A 19,033-nucleotide genomic window follows, 5' to 3' on the forward strand; every position below is an offset into this window, starting at 1 on the left:
CGAGTCGTCACGTCGGTTCGACAGTCAGCGTCGCGGCTACACGCTCACAGTGGGCCACGAGCAGTTCTTCCTCGCCCTTTTTCGACTGACATCCGACAGCGATCTGCAGGTCGTCTTCCACGAAGATGCGCCACACCACGACGGACTCCTCGTCCGGTGATTCGACGTACGACAACGCCACACGTCCGCCGACATCCGTTGCCCGCGTGAGATCCTCGATGGACGAAGCGTCCCCGCGCGAGGCCGCCTCGGCGAACAAGTCGTCGGCGACGTCGTCGAACGTCGCGCCTGGCGTCAATTCGATCGTCGTGACCACGATTCGCCGGTCCGGTAGATCGGGCGGGACCAGCACGAGCCGGTCCGGTTCCTCACGCGCCGTCCACGTCGACAGCACCTCGACTCGTGCACGCCCCTGGGCGACACTGTTCGTCTCGACCACCGGAGCACTGGGCGATGCGGAGACCTCCGTGGTCGAGACTGTCGAGGGCACGGCAGTCGGTGGCGCGCGTCCCACGGTCGTAACCGGCTTCGCCGCAACCGAAGTCACCGATGCGACCGACGACGTGAATGCTGGTGCGTCGCGCATGAAGAACACGACGAGACCGACAAGAGCCACGACGGCGACGCCACCCAACGCCGCTGGAACCGCACCCGACCGTCGAGCCGTGTCGTCGTTCTCCGTGGTCGCCTCGGCCAACCACGCCGCAGATCGAACGGGCAGTGGTGGATCCGAGACATGTTCTGCCACAACCTCGTCGAGCACAACACCCCCATGGGCGATGCCAGCCCTACCCGCCATCGCCCGCACGATGTCCACCCCGTCGAGCCGGTGGATCACGTGCGATGATCCGACGAGTAGGTCGGCCTCTCCTGCGTCGACGACGAACACTCGAACGGCATCGCGGCCGGGACGCGTCGCTGTCGCTGCGGTGACGCGGTCCTCGATCGACGTCGATGCCGTGCCGTCCGCAGTGCCCACCGCGGCCCAAGCCCCGGCTGTCGTCGCTCGCCCGTCGCGGTCGATCCTCACCGTGGACACCACCGACTCGAGGCGCGACATCTCCACGACGACACCGAATTCGGGTGCACGCTCGCCGACGCTGTGCACGGCCGCGACTGCAGTGTCGACCATCAGCACTTCCCTGGCGTGAGGCTGTGCGGCCGTCCGGAGGACCCGTCGCCGATGCCGTCCCCACGACGCCGGACAGGCGAGTTCCAACACCTCGAGGTCGCCGGCAGCCCCTGCTGCTGCCAGCGCCGCAGCCAACGTTCCGGCCAGGACGTCGATGGTGGACACGACGGTCGATCCGATGATCGTGTCGACGTCGTCGATCGTTCGGGAGAGGTGCACGACGTGTGCCTCGCCGACATCGGACCCACTCGGGAACGACAACGTGCCGTCCCGCATCACTGCGGCTGTGGAGTGGCGAATCTCGACCACGTCCTCACCGCGAGCGGACAGCACGGACATGACCCCGTCGCCGAGATGCACTGCGGCGTAGGTTCGATCGCGCCTCACTCGGGGATCCACGCCAACTGGACCAGCGACTGACCGCGTCGGTCCACGAGTGTGCCTCGACCCACAGGCAGAGTGCTGGGTTTGACCGATCCGATCAGGTTGCCCTCGTCTCTGCTTCCGCTCATGACGAGGCCGGTCGACACCAGATCGCGCATACGCGACACCACGGGATCGTACAGCGCACGCGACGCTCCCCCGGACCGCCTGGCGACGACGAGATGCAGTCCGATGTCGCGCGCATGCGGTAGGTACTCCACGATGACGGACAACGGATTTCCCGACGGAGTCGAAACGAGATCGTAGTCGTCCACCATCACGAAGATCTCCGGCCCGCTCCACCACGACCGCTCGCGCAACTCGCGTTGCGTCACGTCCGGTCCTGGCATTCGGGCAGCGAGCTTGGTGGCCAGTTCACCCATCAGGGTCGTCAGAACCGACTGCGACGCAGCATAGCCCGCGAGATGATCCCCCGTGACGGTACCGAGCATCGTCCGTCGATAGTCGACGAGGAGAACCCTGACCCGGCTGGGCGTATTGGCTTCGACGAGCGATGCACACATCGAGCGAAGGAGTGAAGTCTTGCCGCATTCGGTGTCACCGAACATCAGGAAGTGGGATTGTTCGGCGAAATCGATGTACACAGGCATCAATTCGGCTTCGTCGACTCCGATGGGCACCGACAATTCGGGCCGGTCCGTACCCGCGCGGGGCCACAACCCGGCGACCATTCCGAGAAGTTCTGCGCGACCGAGGTTCTCGGGGAGCATACGAACCTCGGGGGCCGGACGCCCGGTGGACGACCGTGAGATCGCCGTGACCGCTGCTTGGACAGCGATACCGAGATCGTCGGTCGACGGCGTATCGTCCACGCGCGGCAACCCGACGAGGAGATGCAGTCCCTCCTTGGTGATACCCCGACCGGGACGATTCTCCGGGACCCGAGCAGCTTTCGCGCGGCCGAACTCCGAATCCGACGCGTCCCCGAGCTTCAATTCGATGCGCGTACCGACCAGATCCTTGGTGGCAGGCCTGACCTCGGCCCATCGGGATGCGCTGAGCACCAGATGCACACCGTAGGACAGACCTTGGGCAGTGATGGCAGCCAGCGCCGGTTCGAGGGATTCGAAATCGGACCTGATACTCGCCCAACCATCGACGACCAGGAAGACGTCACCGAACCCGTCGACGGCGTCCGCCGGGTTCTCCGACCGCCGACGCCGATAGTCGACCATCGAATCGATACCTCTACTGCGGAACAGGCTTTCGCGTCGCGCGATCACCGCGGCCACTTCCGCCACCGTCCGACGGACGCGGTCCACATCCGACCTGCCCGCCACTGACCCGACGTGCGGCAACCCCGACAGTCCACCCAGCGTTCCGCCGCCGAAGTCCAGACAGTAGAACTGCACCTGTTCGGCGGTGTGTGTCAGAGAAAGCGACATGATCAGAGTGCGCAGCACCGTCGATTTGCCCGACTGCGGCCCGCCGACGATGGCGACATGGCCGTGCGCGGAGGACAGATCGACCCACAACAGATCACGCCGTTGGTCGTAGGGCCGGTCGACGACACCGATCGGCACACGCAGCGAGGTAGGCGTCGGACGCGATCCGCTCGAATTCGGAATCAGGCGATCGAGTGTCGGCGGAAGGTCGAGCGGCGGCAACCACACCTCGTGCGCGGACGAACCCCGACCGCGAATGCGATCGACCACGACGTCGAGCACCGTCCTGCCGTCGGAACGCGGCTCCGGCGGAGGCTGCCTGTCGGCAGACGTGACGAGCGCGGGAGCAGCCTCCTCGTGTCGGACCTGCACGGGAAACGCGCCGAACACCGTCGGCCGAATATCGACTGCCGCCCGCCCGGATGCGCGTTCGTAGCCTCGCGGAGGCACGTACGGACCCGACACGTACGACGCGGCGAATCGCACGATCTCCGCCGAATCGCACTTGAGATAGCCGACGCCGGGCTGGGCAGGCAAGTGATAGGCGTCGGGAACTCCGAGGACGGAACGGGACTCGTTCGCAGAGAAGGTCTTCAGACCGATCCTGTAGGACAGGTGGCTGTCGAGTCCACGTAACTTTCCCTCCTCCAGTCGTTGGCTCGCCAAGAGCAGGTGCATGTGCAGCGACCGCCCGAGGCGTCCGACGGCGACGAACAACTCTGCGAATTCGGGTTGCTGACCGATCAATTCGGAGAACTCGTCTACGACGATGAACAGCGCAGGCAACGGTGCCAGGGCTGCGCCCGCGGTACGCGCCTTCTCGTAGTCCGTCACGTTCGCGAAATTGCCTGCGTCGCGCAACAACTCCTGACGGCGGTTCATCTCACCCGCGATCGCATCCTTCATTCGATCGACCAGCGCGAGGTCGTCGGACAGATTGGTGATGACCGCCGCCACGTGAGGTGCATCCTCGAGTCCGGCGAACGTGGCACCGCCCTTGAAATCGACGAGGACCAGATTCAGCTGATCGGGATCGTGCCGAGTCACCATACCCAGCACCAATGTTCGCAAGAACTCCGACTTTCCCGATCCCGTTGCCCCGATGCACAATCCGTGCGGACCCATCCCGTTCTCGGCCGACTCCTTGAGATCGATCTCGACTGCGCTACCGTCGGGGGCGATGCCGATGGGTACACGCAATCGGTCTCGTCCTCGGCGCGGCGTCCAGACCTGGTCGGTGTCGAGCGCCCCGACGTCAGCGACACCCAGGAGCCGGTTCCACTCGGACGAGGATCCCGCATCGTCCGCTGCGGAATCGTGTGCCGCGTGCGTCGTCGTTCGATAAGGCGACAGACGCCGAGCGACGGTCTCGGCCTGCGCGACACTCAGCTCGTCCACCGAGCCGAAGACCTCCACGCGATTGGCTGTGACCGCCCCGACGGATCCGTTCTCGATTACCAGCCGGAGCCCACGACTGGCGGCCAGACCGGCCGCGAAGTCGGAAAGGTCGACGACGGTGACGGCATCGAGACCGGTGCGCGCGACGTCGGTACTCGAGTTGTCCAGAAGCCCACCGTCGACGACGATGACGAGTTGCGGCACACCCTGTGTCGGCGCAGTTCCACGGGCGAACCGATTTCGCAGCGAAAGATACTCCGAGAGAGCAGTTTCGAGATCGAGAAACGACTCGTAGATCATCCGGGCGGATCCTGCACCGTCACGGGCGGTGTCGTGCTGAGTGTGCGGTAGCCACTTGGTCCAATCCCAGTACGCCACCGTGTCCGGACCACATACGACGGCGACGCGGACCTGGTCGGGGTCGTGGAAGGTACACAGCGATGCGATCATCGCCCGCACCATCGCTCGCCCGGCATCCCGGTCCCCGGCGATCGACAGGGCTGCGAATCCCCGCATGGACACCGCCGTGGGGAGTTCCGACACCACCGAGTGCGCGCGCACGAACCTGCGCAGCGACACCGCCGACACGGGCTCCAATTCTTCCACCGGACCGGTCTCGGGAGGCACGAGACGTGTCGCGAGGCGTTGGTCGCCCCGGCCGAGGCGCACGTGGCAGAAGTCCGGATCGGAACTACGTCGTTCCCACATTCGCGCCGTACCGGGATACGTCCACAGGACGGACGGAGCGGGGTGTGCCCATTCCAGTGCTGTGCGTTGGCTTTCCGCCGTCGACTTCACGTCACGGCGGAGACCGTCGAGGTACCGCAGATAGTCCTTGCGGTCCTCGTTCGCTTCCGCGGTCCGGGCTCCGTTCCCACGGCCCCCGCCTGCAACCATGCCGAGCATCGACACCAGCATCATCGCGGGGAACATCAGCATCATCGGGTTCGCCGCCATGCCCGAGGTGAACATCAGCGCGACCATGCCGACCATCGCGGCCACCATGACGACGGGCATCATCTTGGTCATCAGGTTGCCCGGAACGACCCGCGGAATCTCGGGCGGAGTCTGCAGAGTCACCTCGCCGCCGGGCGTGCGAGGCACTGCACGACGTTGCCCGCGCACGAAACGAACCGTGCTCACGACGCTCCGACCGAGACGCAGGACGTCATGGCACTCGGTGCGATGCCGCACGGAATCACGCTGCAGAAAGTCACGCTGTCGATGCCCCCACCGTCGGTATCCCCCGTTACCGCAGACGCTCGTTCCCAGGCGAGCGGTCTGTTTCCGCGACAGACTAGCCCATGTTCGACGCGTCTGCGAGCGAACCCCTCCCTCGATCGAACCGGAATAGTTGCACGCGCGGACTGGTTGTGCGGTGGAGACGACGAGTACCGCAGCGACGAAAGGTTGGCGTCATCCGATGTCCGTACCCCTCTCCATTCTCGACCTGGCCCACATCGGCAACGGTGAAAGCGTCAAGGACAGCTTCGACGCGAGCGTGACGCTCGCCCAGCGCGCCGAGGATTGGGGATATCGCCGAATCTGGTACGCGGAGCACCACAACATGAGTTCCATCGCATCGTCGGCGACGAGTGTGCTGATCGGTCACGTCGCCGCCAACACCAGCCGGATCCGGCTCGGCTCGGGCGGAGTGATGCTGCCCAACCACGCTCCGTTGACGATCGCCGAACAGTTCGGCACGCTGGCGACGCTGCATCCGGGGCGAATCGACCTGGGACTCGGCCGCGCTCCTGGCAGCGATCAGCAGACGATGCGTGCGATGAGGCGTGACCCGTCGTCGGCCGAGCGATTCCCACAGGACGTCCAAGAGCTACAGGCCTTCCTGTCCGACGACTCGCGTGTCTCGGGCGTTCGTGCGACGCCGGGAGCAGGCACCAACGTGCCGCTGTACATCCTCGGATCGTCTCTGTTCGGTGCGCAGCTCGCTGCACTTCTGGGTCTGCCGTACGCGTTCGCGTCGCACTTCGCACCGGACGCACTCGAGCAGGCCATCGAAATCTATCGACGTGAGTTCCGCCCGTCCGAGCAGCTGGACTCTCCGTATGTCATCGCGGGGGTGAACGTCATCGCGGCCGACACCGACGCGGATGCGCAGCAACAATTCCTCGCAACCAAGCGCAGTCGTGTGAGCCTCCTGCTCGGCCGCGGCCGTACTTTCACCGACGACGAGGCCGACATGCTTCTCGACGCACCTCAGGGCCGGCAGATTCTGCAGATGACCAAGTACTCCGCAGTCGGCACACCGACCGTCGTCAAGGACTATCTCGACGAGTTCGCCAAGCACGCCGACGCCGACGAGCTGATCGTCGCGTCGGGCGTCGTCGATCGTCCGTCGTGGCTCCGTTCGTACGAACTGTTGGCCGACGTCAGCGATCTCGCCTCCGTCTGACTCGTGTCTCCCCCTGTGTCGGAGTGATGTCGTAGAGTCTGACGCTGCCAGGCACGCAGGTTCCTGGAGACGACGATTCCGGGGGGAATTCGATGGCGGGGGATCAGGCAGGTCATGCGGCAGCGGCGATGGACCTGTGCAGGCTCACCGTCGTCGCCGAATCGGTACAAGTCGACATGGCGTTGCCGACGGATGTACCACTCGCCCTGCTGCTTCCGGGAATCGTCGACATCCTCGAACGCCGATCAGGCGGGCCCCCGGCGGCGCGTCGCCAACCGTTGGTGCTCGGACGCGTCGGTCGCCCGCCGTTGTCCGGCACGCGGACTCTCGACGAGTCCGGTGTACGCGACGGCGAGTTGCTCGTGCTCGGTGACGCCGAATCACCGGCTCCGGCACCGCTGTTCGACGATCTGATGTTCGCGGTCGCGACGACGGGCGCCGACGGTGTGTCGTTGTGGTCGGCGAAGACGGCACAGACCGTCGGTTTCGTGGTCGCCGCCGTCGCACTCGTGCTCGGATGCTCGGGAGCATTGCTCACAGCCCTTCGTCGCAGCCCTGACGAGGCACCGGCTCTTGCGATCCTGGTGGCGACGACCGCGACGGTGCTACTCGTGGCGGGTTCTGTCTCGACCCGTATCGGACGCGATCGACGCACAGGTGTCTTCCTGTCCGCCAGTGCTGTGACCCTCGCCGGCACCGCCGGTGTCTTGTTCGTTCCGATCCCACTCGGTGCTCCACATCTGATGCTCGGCGCCACCGCCGTCGGCGTGTTCGCGGTCTTGGCATTACGTCTCGGCGGAGACGGCTCGGCGCTGTTCACCGGAACTGCGGTCACCGCATTCATGGCCGGAATCGCCGGAGCAGTCGCCGAATTCACCGGTCTACCGATCGCGACCATCGGCGGCGGGACCGGAGTCGTCGCGCTGGCCGGACTGACGTTCGCACCGCGGCTGTCGATGATGCAAGCCCGCCTACCGCTTCCTCCGGTACCGACGGCGGGCGCGCCTCTCGACACATACGACGAGGACGACGCGTCGTCGTACGACGATCTGCACGTGACGGCACGCGATGCCCGCAGCTACATGACCGGACTCGTCTGCGCAGGATCTCTGGTGACCGCAGTCGGAGTGCTGGTCGCAGCGTCGACGCACACGGGCGACACCTATTGGCCTGGAATCACTCTCGCAGCACTGACGGCATCGGTCCTCCTCCTCCGCGGACGCACCTTCGCCGAGGCACATCAAGCGGTACCGCTGGTCGCGGCCGGCGCTGCTGTCGTTCTCGGTCTGCTCGCCGCAGCGATCCTTCGGTTCACGTCGCAACCGATGACCACCTTCCTCGTCGCCACCGCCGCCGCGGTGCTGGCGCTTCTGTTCGGCTCCGTCGTGCCGAGACGGGAGTACTCACCAGTCCTCCGGCGAGCAGCCGAACTCGTCGAATACGCAGCAATCGCCGGAATCGTCCCTGTCGCGTGCTGGGTCTGCGGGCTGTACTCGGCCATGCGTGCGCTGTGACGGCTCGGCTACTGCGCGGATGTTGCCTGGCCGGCGTAGCACTGCTCGTGGTCGCCCTCGGCCCTGATGTCGGCATCGCGGGAGCTCAGCGACCTGTCGTCGACGCCTCGCTGCTTCCGGAACCCGCGCCACCGATGCCGCCGGACCCGACCGAGCAGCGGAACGCGTGTGTGCCGGTCACATCGGCGGTCGACGGTCCCGCGCTACCCGCCGCACAACGCACCCTGGACTTCGAAGCGGTGTGGCCGATCACTCGCGGTGCCGGCCAGCTGGTGGCCGTCATCGACACCGGAGTCACCCCACATGCACGCTTGCCAGGGCTTCGTCCGGGCGGCGATTACGTCTACACCGGTGACGGGTTGTCCGACTGCGACGCGCACGGCACTGTCGTGGCCGGCCTCATCGCTGCTCGGACCGAACCGGGTAGCGGATTCGCCGGCGGTGCACCCGAGGCGCAGATCGTGTCCATTCGACAGTCCAGCAATGCGTTTCAGAAAGAAAGAACGCCCGAGGAACAAGAACGACCGCTTGCCGAGAACTCGACGGGCTACGGCAATGTCATGACGATGGCTCGTGCGGTACGCACCGCGGCGGACCTCGGCGCCACCGTCATCAACATTTCCGAAGTCGCCTGTGTGCCGGCGTCGGGTGGCATCGCCGACGGCCCTCTGGGCGCCGCGATCGACTACGCGGCCCGAGTCAAGGACGTCGTCGTCGTGGCCGCCGCGGGTAATACAGGAGGCGCGGGTGCAGGCCAGTGCAGCGCGCAGAACCCTCTACCCGATCCGGTCGATCCCTATGCGGATCAATGGAATCGAACAGCGACGATCGCAACGCCTGCATGGTTCGACGACCAAGTGTTGACGGTCGGCTCGGTCGATCCCGACGGCGCGCCGTCGAGCTTCACACTCGCAGGGCCGTGGGTCGACGTCGCGGCACCCGGCACCGCGATGACATCGTTGTCGCCGACCGGACACGGCCTCACCGACGGGACAATCGACAACCAAGGAAACGTCCACCCGATTCAAGGGACGAGCTTCGCCGCCCCGCTCGTTTCGGCGATCGCCGCACTCGTCCGATCTCACCGGCCCGAACTCACCGCAGCGCAGGTCATCGAACGCATCGAAGCCACAGCACACAAGCCTGCGGAAGGGTGGAACCCGTTGATCGGCAACGGCGTCGTCGATCCTCTCGCGGCCGTCACCGCGGAGGTCGACGGCATGCCTGCCATTGCCGCTGCGGCCCCGGTCGCCGTTGCGGCTCCGGCCCTACCCGATCCCCCGGACCTTCGCCCTCGGTCCGCGGCACTGTGGGGAACCGCCGGGGTCGGCGTACTTCTTCTACTCGGTCTCGGGATATCCGTTCCGTTGCGCTCACACCGTGGCGCGGTTACTTCACGGGGAGCGCGGCAGCGTTCGGGTTCGGATCGACTCCATCGTGTGCCGTGAGCGCGGCCGAGCGGCTCAACACGGGGCCGATCCCGAGCAGTTCCACGATTTGCCACGGGGCGTCCACCGGGGTGACCAATCCGAGCGCCGTCGCCGACTCCGCATCCGGCACACCGAATCTCACACCCGTGTCGGCCACGAAGAACGACGCATCCCGACGCGTACTGTTCGGCTCTATCCCCGTCGTCCGGACGAATCCCCCGCTCCCCGGTGCCAGATACACCGCGTCGGCCGCAGGTCCACCACCGTCCGCCTGAGCAAGTCGAACCGGCTGCGCCTCCGCAGCCAGCGGCAGCGCACTGCCCGCGGAAGTCACGATACGAGCCGTCGGACCGCCGTCGGTTGCCGACATCGGAACCCATGTCACACACCCGACTGGAGCGGTTTCGGTGTCGACGATGGACGGCGCGACGACCGGAAACGTCTCGACTGCAAGGTTCGCGACCGTGGGCGCTTGCGACAGAACATCCGGCGAAAGCGAATCGATCTGTTGGTTGCCCTGAGAATCGGCGAACGTGATCAACTGCGCAGTCGACTCCGTGATCGATTGAATACCGTTCTCCAGCACCACGTAGTACCGAACGTCGACACCGGACACTTTGACGACGGACCCGATCGTCTTTCCGGCCAAGGGGTACGACGGCAACTCGCCTGCACGCGGTATGAACGGCGGAGTGATCGGCGGGGCCACCGGGATCGCGTCGGCGACACCGGGACTGACGGACGACGGGACGGCGTCGTCGAGACCCAGAGCTCGAACCACGGCGCGATTCCCGAGATCGATCCGGGCGCGAACACCGCCGTAGACGAGAAACGTACCGTCCGATGTCTGCCACAGGAACGCTTCGTCCTCACTGAGCGGCGCTGTCTCGTTGCTGTACAACGGATCTCCGACGATCACCGTCGTCGCGGTCACCCCTCCAGTACTGCCGAGGGTGTCGCACACACTCCACGCTTGCGCGGCCGCGTCGTCGTCCTGCGGGAGCGCCGAGGGTGCACCGGGGATGCCGACGAGCGAACCACGGGGTCGACCATCCAACTCGGATTCCGCGACGATCGTCGGGGTCTCGGGTCTTCCCACGATCAATCTCGCCGATGCGAGGTTCAGCACCGGATGGAAGGACTCGTCGACGCGAACGAACATGGCGCCCGAACCTTTCGCCACGACGATCGTCGAATCCCCGATCTTGTCCTGAGGTCTCAGCAGTGCCAGGGCAGCACATCCGGCGAGGCCGATGCACGCGATCACCACACCGACCGACAGCGCGCGGGACTGCGATCGCATCGGATCGTGCGACATCCGCACGTCACGGCGCACCAGCGCGTGTTCCATCCGCCGGACGAGAAATCGATACCCGCCGACCTGCCATTTCGTTGTCGGCGTAGCCGCCACGAAGCCTCCCCTGCGCCGCGTTCGACTCGACCCCCCGAGCCGTTTCCCCGGCCGACACAGTACAGTGCCTTGCATGAGTCGGGGTCGCCTGTACTCGACTGCACGCCTTCGGGGGGAGGATCGGTCTGCCATGTCCACGTCCACGCGTCGACGCGCGACGTTCACCGATCGCCGGTTCGCATTCCGCATGCCCAGTCCGTCACGGGTGGTGTGGCTGGAGTCGGTGTCGGCGCTCTCCGCGGCCACCGCTGTGGCGCTGGGCATTTCACCCGCTGTCGCGATCTGGTCGCTGGCCGTGATCGCGGTACTTCCGTTCGTCGCCGTTGCCGGTCGCGGGGTGATCGACTGGCTGTGGACCATCGCGCGCTTCGTCGGTCGTCGAGTCCCCGATTTCGGGTCCACCACCCATCGCACCGAGAACGACGGCCGCTCGTTCGGAGTGCATTGGCACGGCAGACAGGCAACATGTGTTCTCGAACTGGCGCCGCCGCGAGGTGTCGTCACAAAGCTGGGGCGGTCCGAAGCACGCACCGATTCTTTGATCGACCTAGCAGTACTCGCCGAATGCTTACGCCAACATGACATTTCACTCAGTGGCATCGGCGTGGTCTCGCACGGCACGCGGACGGACTCGGGCTCTCCTGCGACCGATGTCTACGAGCGGCTCATCGGTCCATTGCCCGCCGTCGCGACTCGGCGAGTGTGGATATCGGTGTCACTGGACATCGGTTCCAATCGACTCGCTATCGATGCACGAGGAGGAGGACGCACCGGAGCCGCGCGCGCGATCGGCATCGCCACCGAACGGGTGTCGCGGGCCTTGGCCGGCAGCGGCACGAACTCCCGAGTACTGACGTCCGCCGACATCGGGTCGATGGCGTCGACGCTGTGTCGCGGAGTCGACGCGGACGCACTCACCGAGAGCTGGTCGGCTGCACCACTTCCCGGGGTGTCGACCACCGGCTACGGACTCGATGCGCGGCGGCTCGACTCCGCGGTCCTGGCCGACGTCTGGTCCGTGCCATCGGTCTCCACGACCGTCTCCCTCCGACTCACTCCGGGCACAGGACCGGACACGGTTCGTGTCGACGGCGAATGCAGATTCGTTTCGCGGGGCCCTCGACCCGCGCCGCACATACCGGGCGCAGTGTCGATGAACGGCCGTCATCGCGAGTCTCTGCTGACGTCACTTCCGCTCGGAATCACTGCCTTCGGCCACGAGCAGCCGGTACGCGAGATGTCGTACGAACGGATCGGACGTCTCAGGCTGCCTGTCAGCGGCTGCGGGCAGCTCGTAGGATCCGATATCGCGGGACTCGGAATCGCCGTCCGAGTTCACGGACCCGATCTCGCTACGGTTCTCGTCTCGGGTGAGCTGTATCTGGCGCAGCAAGTGGTGTTCCGAGCGGTCGCTACAGGTGCGCGCATTCTGATCAGAACCGACCGAACACATGCCTGGGCCCCGCTGGTCGATTCGGTGGCAACTCCGGACCGCCTGAGTATCGAGGGAGGCCCGTTCCGCACCGATGTCGGTTTCGACGTCGTCGTGCACGACTACGTCGACGCATCACTGCCTGCCGACAGACGTCCGCACGACGGGGTGACGACGATGATCCTCACGGAGCATCTGCCTCGCACTCCGATGCCGGACCCCGACCTCAGTATCGTCCAGCCCGGCGCCACGGGCGACCGCGTGTTCGTGCGCACAGGTTCTGCCGATATCGAACTGGTCCTGGTCACCATCGCGCAGGAGACCGCGTTCATCGGGCGGCCGCGGAGCGTTCGACCGGTACCTGCCGCTCAGCCGGGATAAGGATCGACGACGCGCTGCGCCTTCGATGCCGTTGCCCACCAATGCAATTGATCGAGCATCTTCGACGACGCATCGTGCGCGACGCGGTCCGTCGTCGATCCTCGGTCGTCGAACGCTGTGCGTACCCGGTGAAATCCGACACCGGTCCGTACCGAGACCATGTGAAGTTCGGCGACGACCTGACGCAGTTGCTCGGCTGCCCGTAACCCGCCTGCCATGCCGCCGTAGGACACGAAACCGATCGGCTTGCCGCGCCATTGGTGTTTGACGCTGTCGAGAGCGGTCTTCAACGACGCTGGATAACCGTGGTTGTACTCGGGAGTCACCACGACGAACGCATCGGCAGCGTCCACTGCGGCGGCGAATCGCTCACCATCGGTCGACGGGCTCAGATTCGTGGGTAGATCGAAGTCGAGCAAATCCAGTGTGGTGACGTCGAAGTCGGAACGCTCCGCGACGCGGCTGAGGAACCACTGCGCGACGACGGGCCCGACCCGCTCCGGCCGGACACTGGCAACGATGACCGCCAACTTCACCGAACCGCCGCTCCTCGTCATATCACCCAGCGTATCGGGCCCTTCAGCAACACCCTGTCGCGGTCGGCGGAATGGTCCCCCGTACTTCGCGGGTCGCGCGGTTGCGTGCCGCGAGGTCCTCCGCTGCCGGGTAGTCCACCCGAACGAGCGACAATCCGTGTGCGGGTGCCACCGTCACCGAACTCGAACGGTCCCGAGTCTCGAGCAGGGCGGCGGTCCACTCCGGGGTTCGACGGCCCTCCCCCACCGCTTGGATCGCGCCGACGAGGCTGCGAACCATCGACCAGCAGAACGCGTCGGCGCTGACGAAAGCCGTGACCTGATCTCCGACGCGTTCCCAATCGAATCTTTGTACTTCACGCACAGTGGTCGCGCCGTCACGCCGTTTGCAGAACGCGGCGAAGTCGTGGAGCCCCAGGAGGCGCGCGGACGCGTCGCGCATCGCGGCGAGGTCGATATCTCGCGGCCACGAAACGATACCGCGCACGTCCAACGGGTCGACGCCGTAACGCGCTGTACTGAAACGATATTCGTAGTGGCGTCGCAGCGCGGAGAAGCGGGCGTCGAATTCGTCGGGCACCGATGTGATCCGCTTGACGCGGACGTCCTGTGGCAGGAATCGGGCCATGCGTCGTATCAGTCGTTCCGGCTCCTCGATGACACCGGCGACATCGAAGTGCGCAACCTGCCCGCTCGCATGTACCCCTGCATCGGTGCGGCCGGCGACGGTCAGCTCGACCGGCTCGCGCAATACCGTCGAGAAGGCTTCTTCCAGAACTCCGCACACCGTGCGGATGCCGGGCTGTCGTGCCCAGCCGGAGAAGTCGGTCCCGTCGTACGAGATGTCGAGACGGTATCTGTGGGAGACCGAAAAAGCGGACCCGCCGCTCCCAGTGGGAACGACGGGTCCGCTTCGGTCTGTCGAAGACGTCAAGAGGAAACTAGTCCTTCTTGGCTTTTTCTGCCTCGGATGCGTCCGCAGCAGTGGCGGACTCGTCCTCGATGGCGTCGACGACTGCGTCGGCGTTGTCCGCTTCGGCCTCCGTCGCGTCGGCTTCGACAGCCTCGACGACGTTGTCCTCAGCCGGTGCCTCGGCAGCGGGTGCAGCCTGCGAAGCCTTCACACGGCGCGCGCGATCTGCTTCGTTGGACACCGTCTGCTCGTTGACGAGCTCGATGATGGCCATCGGCGAGTTGTCACCCTTGCGGGGGACGGTCTTGATGATGCGCGTGTAGCCACCGTCGCGATCGGCGAAGAAAGGCCCGATCTCGGCGAAGAGCTTGTGTACGACATCTTTGTTGTTGATGGTCTTCAAGACCTCACGGCGATGTGCCAGGTCACCCTTTTTGGCGTGGGTGACGAGCTTCTCGGCGTGCGGACGAAGGCGCTTGGCCTTCGACTCGGTGGTCGTGATGCGACCGTGCTCGAAGAGTGCCGTCGCCAGGTTGGCCAGGATGGCCTTCTGGTGCGACGCCGACCCGCCGAGACGGCGGCCCTTGGTGGGCTTGGGCATGATGAATCTCCTAGTAAGAGCTCCAGCGAGCTGATTACAGCTGTTCTGTCTCGGCGTAGTCCTGCTCGGTTCCCTCGGTGTCCGAGAAAGAACCGGCATCGGTGTCGCTCCACGTTCCCGTGGTGGCGTCGTATCCGGGCACGGTGGTCGGATCGAAGGACGCGGGGCTGTCCTTCAGCGAGAGGCCGAGCGAATGCAGCTTGACCTTCACCTCGTCGATGGACTTCTGTCCGAAATTACGGATGTCCAGCAGATCGGACTCGGTACGACCAACCAGCTCGCCGACGGTGTGAACACCCTCGCGCTTGAGGCAGTTGTAGGAACGGACCGTCAGGTCCAGATCCTCGATGGGGAGTCCGAAGGAAGCAATGTGATCGGCCTCGGCGGGCGAGGGTCCGATCTCGATTCCTTCTGCTTCGACGTTCAGCTCACGGGCGAGGCCGAAGAGCTCAACCAGGGTCTTGCCCGCCGAAGCGAGCGCGTCCCGCGCGGTGATGGAGTTCTTGGTCTCCACGTCGAGAACGAGCCGATCGAAGTCGGTGCGCTGTTCGACGCGGGTGGCCTCCACCTTGTAGGTGACCTTGAGGACCGGCGAGTAGATCGAGTCGACCGGGATACGGCCGATCTCGGCGCCGGACGCCTTGTTCTGAACGGCGGGGACGTAGCCGCGACCGCGCTCGACGACGAGCTCGATCTCCAACTTGCCCTTGTCGTTCAGGGTCGCGATGTGCAGATCCGGGTTGTTCACCGTGACGCCGGCCGGGGGAACGATGTCGCCTGCGGTCACAGAGCCGGGGCCCTGCTTGCGGACGTACATGGTGACCGGCTCGTCCTCTTCGGAGCTCACGACGAGTCCCTTGAGGTTCAGGATGATGTCGGTGACGTCTTCCTTCACTCCGGGGACGGTGGTGAATTCGTGGAGAACGCCGTCGATACGGATGCTGGTGACAGCAGCGCCGGGGATCGACGACAGCAGGGTACGGCGGAGCGAGTTGCCGAGGGTGTAACCGAAGCCAGGCTCGAGCGGCTCGATGACGAATTTCGAGCGGTTGTCGGCGATGACCTCTTCGGTCAACGTCGGGCGCTGTGAAATGAGCATGTTGTGTTCCTCCTGTACGGACGTCCGCTATTTGACGTCCATCGGGGGCTCCGCCCCCGAAGACCCCCGAGAGGGCTCCGAGGGGCTTTGCCCCGCCACTTTTACACTCTGAAGCTGCGCTTCGAGTGTTACTTCGAGTAGTACTCGACGATGAGCTGCTCCTGGAGCGGCACGTCGATCTGTGCGCGCTCCGGTACCCGGTGAACCAGGATGCGAAGACGGTTCGGGACGACCTGCAGCCACGATGCAACCGGACGATCGCCGTAGCTCTCGCGAGCGATCTGGATCGGCAGAGTCTGTGCGGACTTCTCGCGGACATCGATGATGTCGTACTGCGAGACCCGGTAGCTGGGGATGTCCACTCGCTGGTTGTTCACGAGGAAGTGACCGTGCGTGACCAGCTGGCGTGCCTGACGACGCGTACGTGCCAGTCCGGCACGGTAGATCACGTTGTCGAGACGAGTCTCGAGGATGGTCAACAAGTTCTCACCGGTCTTGCCGGGGCGCTTGTTGGCTTCCTTGTAGTAGAGACGAAATTGCTTCTCCATGACGCCGTAGGTGAAGCGTGCCTTCTGCTTCTCCTGCAGCTGGAGCAGGTATTCGCTCTCCTTGATCCGCGCGCGACCGTGCTGGCCGGGCGGGTAGGGACGACGCTCGAACGCCTGGTCTCCTCCGACGAGGTCGACGCGCAGACGACGCGATTTGCGGGTAGCAGGACCGGTATAACGTGCCATTTTCTAAACCTTTCCTTCCCGCTAGACCCGACGCCGCTTCGGCGGACGGCAACCGTTGTGCGGCTGGGGGGTGACATCGGAGATGGTGCCGACCTCCAGGCCAGCGGCCTGAAGCGAGCGGATTGCGGTCTCACGGCCTGAGCCGGGACCCTTGACGAACACGTCGACCTTCTTGACGCCGTGCTCCTGCGCCTTGCGCGCAGCGTTCTCGGCTGCGAGCTGTGCGGCGAACGGAGTCGACTTACGCGAGCCCTTGAAGCCCACGTGGCCCGAGGACGCCCACGAGATGACGTTTCCTGCCGGGTCGGTGATCGACACGATCGTGTTGTTGAACGTGCTCTTGATGTGCGCAGATCCGTGCGGGACGTTCTTCTTGTCCCTGCGACGCGCCTTCTGCGTCTTCTTCGGACCGGTACCGCGTGCTTTAGGGGGCATTACTTCGCCTTCTTCTTGCCGGCAATGGTGCGCTTCGGTCCCTTACGGGTGCGCGCATTGGTCTTGGTGCGCTGTCCACGGACGGGCAGACCACGACGGTGGCGAAGGCCCTGGTAGCAGCCGATTTCGATCTTGCGACGGATGTCGGCCTGAACCTCGCGGCGCAGGTCGCCCTCGACCTTGAGGGACTCCTCGATGTACTCGCGGAGCTTCGTCAGATCTTCGTCGGACAGATCCTTGCTGCGCAGGTCCGGGCTGATGCCGGTTGCGTCGAGGATCTCCTTCGAGCGGGTACGGCCGATGCCGTAGATGTAGGTCAGTGCGATCTCCATGCGCTTTTCGCGCGGAAGATCCACACCTGCGAGACGTGCCATTTGGCAATCCTTATCTTGTTCCGGAGGTCTGCTCCCAGTCCGTCCCCTGTGCCTCTGTACTGCGAAAAACCGAGGTTTTCCAAAACTCAGTGGGGCCCCGGCCTCCGTGCCGGGGGTGTGCCGCAACGCGAGTGTCGCGGTTGGTGCTGAGAGGTCTTCTTCTAGCTATGTGCCAAGCAGAAACGCGAATGCTCGGTGGTTATCCCTGACGCTGCTTGTGACGCAGGTTGTCGCAGATGACCATGACTCGTCCGTTACGACGAATCACCTTGCACTTTTCGCAGATCTTCTTGACGCTCGGCTGAACCTTCACGTCGCTGATCTCCTGTGTGTAGCCCGCGCGCACCGCACTGTCGCCTCTGGAGGCATCCGGTGAATCACGGGCATGGTTCTCTCCGACCGGACCTGGCCGGAGAAGCTTTTTACTTGTAGCGGTAAACGATGCGCCCACGCGTGAGGTCGTACGGAGAAAGCTCCACTACGACGCGATCCTCTGGGAGGATACGAATGTAGTGCTGGCGCATCTTTCCGCTGATGTGTGCGAGCACCTTGTGGCCGTTCTCCAGCTCAATGCGAAACATCGCATTGGGCAGGGGTTCGACGACCCGGCCCTCGACCTCGATGGCACCGTCTTTCTTAGCCATATCCTCCGCGTCCCTGGCTCTACGCCTGGTTGATTGCATCTGTTTCCGTTACCGTGATGCTCACTGCCCGCCGACGTGAAAGCCGACGAAGCCAACCGGTCGCACGAGCGCCGGCTCACGCAGGCATGCGGACAACCGGTACGCAGAGCGCACCGTCGACCTATGTTACCGGCAAAGTCCCACCAGGCCAAATGACGTTCGATCGCTGATGGCAAGCTACGTGCATGCGTGCGCTCATCCAACGAGTATCTTCGGCATCGGTCCAGGTAGACGACGCTGTGGTCGGCTCACTCGCTCTGTCCGACGGACAACAGGGCCTCGTGGTACTCGTCGGTGCAACACACACCGACACTGCGGAACAGAGCGATGCTGTCGCCGACAAGGTGTGGAAAATGCGAATTCTCGACGGCGAGAAATCCGCCTCCGACGTCGGCGCTCCTCTACTGGTCATCAGCCAGTTCACGCTGTATGCGAACACCGCCAAAGGTCGACGTCCGTCGTGGAATCAGGCCGCGCCGGGTGCTGCGGCGGAACCGCTCGTCGCGCGAGTAGTCGATCGTTTACGTGCCCACGGTGCCACCGTCGAGACCGGTCGATTCGGCGCGCACATGAAGGTGGCCCTGGTCAACGACGGACCGGTCACCGTGTCGATCGAAGTGTGATTACGTCACCGGTCCCCCCGCGAGCGAGGGTGACATTCGGTCACTCAGAGTGAGCCAGGGCGTCATTCGCTCACCCGAGCTCGGCCGCGCCCCGC

Annotated in this window: 17 protein-coding genes; 5 read left to right on the forward strand and 12 right to left on the reverse strand. The window is 64.9% G+C overall.

Annotation, left to right across the window (positions count from 1 at the left end):
* Positions 1-7: 7 nt before the first annotated feature.
* Together CHB96_RS25060 and eccCa are read right to left on the reverse strand one after the other, a co-directional pair.
* Positions 8-1,519 (reverse strand): type VII secretion-associated protein, encoded by a 1,512-nt coding sequence (locus tag CHB96_RS25060; RefSeq protein WP_141136554.1) that lies wholly within the window; start codon positions 1,517-1,519, stop codon positions 8-10.
* On the reverse strand, positions 1,516-5,502 hold the full coding sequence (gene eccCa, locus CHB96_RS25065) for a type VII secretion protein EccCa (RefSeq protein ID WP_176444497.1): 3,987 nt from the start codon (positions 5,500-5,502) through the stop codon (positions 1,516-1,518). Before eccCa ends, CHB96_RS25060 begins: the two co-directional genes overlap by 4 nt.
* Before the next feature lie 280 nt (positions 5,503-5,782).
* Between eccCa and CHB96_RS25070 the strand changes: the two genes are divergently transcribed.
* The 3 genes from CHB96_RS25070 to mycP all read left to right on the forward strand — a co-directional run bounded on the left by CHB96_RS25070 (position 5,783) and on the right by mycP (position 9,734).
* Positions 5,783-6,772: an LLM class flavin-dependent oxidoreductase gene (locus CHB96_RS25070; RefSeq protein WP_089251491.1), complete on the forward strand. Its 990-nt coding sequence runs from the start codon at positions 5,783-5,785 to the stop codon at positions 6,770-6,772.
* A gap of 92 nt (positions 6,773-6,864) precedes the next feature.
* Positions 6,865-8,286, forward strand: coding sequence for a type VII secretion integral membrane protein EccD (gene eccD / locus CHB96_RS25075; RefSeq protein ID WP_089251434.1), 1,422 nt, complete (start codon positions 6,865-6,867; stop codon positions 8,284-8,286).
* Positions 8,283-9,734, forward strand: a complete 1,452-nt coding sequence (gene mycP, locus CHB96_RS25080; RefSeq protein ID WP_371829052.1) for a type VII secretion-associated serine protease mycosin — start codon at positions 8,283-8,285, stop codon at positions 9,732-9,734. Before eccD ends, mycP begins: the two co-directional genes overlap by 4 nt.
* On the opposite strand, the gene eccB is transcribed toward mycP, so the two are convergent.
* On the reverse strand, positions 9,676-11,127 hold the full coding sequence (eccB, locus tag CHB96_RS25085) for a type VII secretion protein EccB (RefSeq protein ID WP_089251438.1): 1,452 nt from the start codon (positions 11,125-11,127) through the stop codon (positions 9,676-9,678). The genes mycP and eccB overlap by 59 nt on opposite strands.
* A 130-nt stretch (positions 11,128-11,257) precedes the next feature.
* Between eccB and eccE the strand changes: the two genes are divergently transcribed.
* A complete protein-coding gene (eccE, locus tag CHB96_RS25090) occupies positions 11,258-12,940 on the forward strand; it encodes a type VII secretion protein EccE (protein ID WP_245866164.1) in 1,683 nt (560 codons plus the stop codon).
* Here eccE and CHB96_RS25095 read toward each other — a convergent pair.
* The 9 genes from CHB96_RS25095 to infA form a co-directional block, all read right to left on the reverse strand.
* Positions 12,928-13,497, reverse strand: coding sequence for an NADPH-dependent FMN reductase (locus CHB96_RS25095; RefSeq protein WP_089251440.1), 570 nt, complete (start codon positions 13,495-13,497; stop codon positions 12,928-12,930). The two genes, eccE and CHB96_RS25095, sit on opposite strands and share 13 nt — an antisense overlap.
* A 22-nt stretch (positions 13,498-13,519) precedes the next feature.
* Positions 13,520-14,410: a tRNA pseudouridine(38-40) synthase TruA gene (gene truA, locus CHB96_RS25100; protein WP_089251442.1), complete on the reverse strand. Its 891-nt coding sequence runs from the start codon at positions 14,408-14,410 to the stop codon at positions 13,520-13,522.
* Between the two features lie 7 nt (positions 14,411-14,417).
* Positions 14,418-14,990 (reverse strand): 50S ribosomal protein L17, encoded by a 573-nt coding sequence (gene rplQ / locus CHB96_RS25105; RefSeq protein WP_089251444.1) that lies wholly within the window; start codon positions 14,988-14,990, stop codon positions 14,418-14,420.
* Positions 14,991-15,024: 34 nt separating this feature from the next.
* The gene (locus CHB96_RS25110) at positions 15,025-16,089 is read right to left on the reverse strand and encodes a DNA-directed RNA polymerase subunit alpha (RefSeq protein ID WP_089251446.1); all 1,065 of its coding nucleotides are present in this window, start codon (positions 16,087-16,089) and stop codon (positions 15,025-15,027) included.
* A gap of 128 nt (positions 16,090-16,217) precedes the next feature.
* Positions 16,218-16,823, reverse strand: coding sequence for a 30S ribosomal protein S4 (rpsD, locus tag CHB96_RS25115; protein WP_089251448.1), 606 nt, complete (start codon positions 16,821-16,823; stop codon positions 16,218-16,220).
* Positions 16,824-16,844: 21 nt separating this feature from the next.
* Entirely contained in the window at positions 16,845-17,258 is a 414-nt protein-coding gene (gene rpsK, locus CHB96_RS25120; RefSeq protein WP_089251450.1) for a 30S ribosomal protein S11, read from the reverse strand.
* Positions 17,258-17,632, reverse strand: coding sequence for a 30S ribosomal protein S13 (gene rpsM / locus CHB96_RS25125; RefSeq protein ID WP_068432265.1), 375 nt, complete (start codon positions 17,630-17,632; stop codon positions 17,258-17,260). Before rpsM ends, rpsK begins: the two co-directional genes overlap by 1 nt.
* Positions 17,633-17,831: 199 nt before the next feature.
* The gene (gene rpmJ, locus CHB96_RS25130; RefSeq protein WP_025347279.1) at positions 17,832-17,945 is read right to left on the reverse strand and encodes a 50S ribosomal protein L36; all 114 of its coding nucleotides are present in this window, start codon (positions 17,943-17,945) and stop codon (positions 17,832-17,834) included.
* A gap of 109 nt (positions 17,946-18,054) precedes the next feature.
* A complete protein-coding gene (gene infA / locus CHB96_RS25135; protein WP_005140011.1) occupies positions 18,055-18,276 on the reverse strand; it encodes a translation initiation factor IF-1 in 222 nt (73 codons plus the stop codon).
* A gap of 224 nt (positions 18,277-18,500) precedes the next feature.
* Here infA and dtd point away from each other — a divergent pair, with 224 nt between their 5' ends.
* Positions 18,501-18,938, forward strand: a complete 438-nt coding sequence (dtd, locus tag CHB96_RS25140) for a D-aminoacyl-tRNA deacylase (RefSeq protein ID WP_089251454.1) — start codon at positions 18,501-18,503, stop codon at positions 18,936-18,938.
* Positions 18,939-19,033 lie beyond the last annotated feature (95 nt).

This window comes from Rhodococcoides kyotonense (assembly GCF_900188125.1).
GTDB classification, from domain to species: domain Bacteria; phylum Actinomycetota; class Actinomycetes; order Mycobacteriales; family Mycobacteriaceae; genus Rhodococcoides; species Rhodococcoides kyotonense.